This is a genomic window from Pseudomonas sp. WS 5011 (genome assembly GCF_012985775.1).
GTDB classification, from domain to species: domain Bacteria; phylum Pseudomonadota; class Gammaproteobacteria; order Pseudomonadales; family Pseudomonadaceae; genus Aquipseudomonas; species Aquipseudomonas peli.
Genome location: NZ_JAAQXA010000081.1, coordinates 1 through 892 on the forward strand (window position 1 = coordinate 1; position 892 = coordinate 892).

At 64.6% G+C, this 892-nt stretch carries 1 protein-coding gene; it reads right to left on the reverse strand.

Annotation, left to right across the window (positions count from 1 at the left end; translation table 11 throughout):
- Window positions 1–93 precede the first annotated feature (93 nt).
- On the reverse strand, window positions 94–792 hold the full coding sequence (istB, locus tag HBN63_RS21615; RefSeq protein WP_078459414.1) for an IS21-like element helper ATPase IstB: 699 nt from the start codon (window positions 790–792) through the stop codon (window positions 94–96).
- Window positions 793–892 lie beyond the last annotated feature (100 nt).

Consider the following 892-nt stretch of genomic DNA (forward strand, 5'->3'; position numbering starts at 1 on the left):
TGCGGATTTCGGTGAACGTGACCGCTCATTTCGCTAACAACGTGACCGGTGGCTTCACCCGATTGCGCGGGGTTTAAATTCTAACCGCATCGGTCACGATGCGGCTTCTTCCTCCGTGTTTTTCCTCCGTAGTGACTCGCCTTTCATCACGATTCGGTAGGCGTTGTGTACCAGGCGATCGAGCAAGGCGTCGGCCAGCGTGGGGTCGTTGATCCAGCCGTGCCAGTGCTCGACGGGAAGCTGGCTGGTCAGGATGGTGGAGCGGCTGCCGGCGCGGTCGTCGATCACTTCCAGCAGGTCATGCCGGGCATTTTCCTCCAGCGCCGCCAGGCCCCAGTCGTCCAAAATCAAGACATCGACCTTGGCCAGCTGTTGCAGGGTGCGCCCGAAGCTACCGTCGCCGTGGGCGATGCGCAGTTGCTCCAGCAGGCGCGGGGTGCGCAGGTACAGCGCGCTGTAGCCCTGGCGACAGGCTTGGTGGCCCAGGGCGCAGGCGAACCAGGTCTTGCCGACGCCGGTCGGGCCGGTCAGCAGCAGGTTGTGCCGTTGACGGATCCAGTCACCACTGGCCAGGGTCGCGATCAGGCGCTCGTCCAGCGTGCGGCCACGGCGCCGGTCGAGGTCTTCCAGGCAGGCGCTGGCGTACTTGAGCTTGGCCTGTTTACGCAGCCGCTCCAGGCGCTTGTCGTCGCGCCAGGCCAGCTCGCGGTCGAGCAGCAGGCCGAGGCGCTCATCGAAGCTCAGGCTGTGGCTGGCCGGCAGCGTCCATTGTTCTTCCAGTGCTCGGGCCATGCCGCCCAGCCGCAGTTGGTGCAATTGGCTCAGGGTGTGTTGGGTCATCATCGAACAGCTCCTCTTGGGTGTAGTAATCGGCGCCACGGACGTTCTCGTG

Coding starts and splice junctions, on each gene's coding strand:
- istB (WP_078459414.1), bottom strand. CDS start 792: ATGGCCCGAGCACTGGAAGAACAATGGACGCTGCCGGCCAGCCACAGC.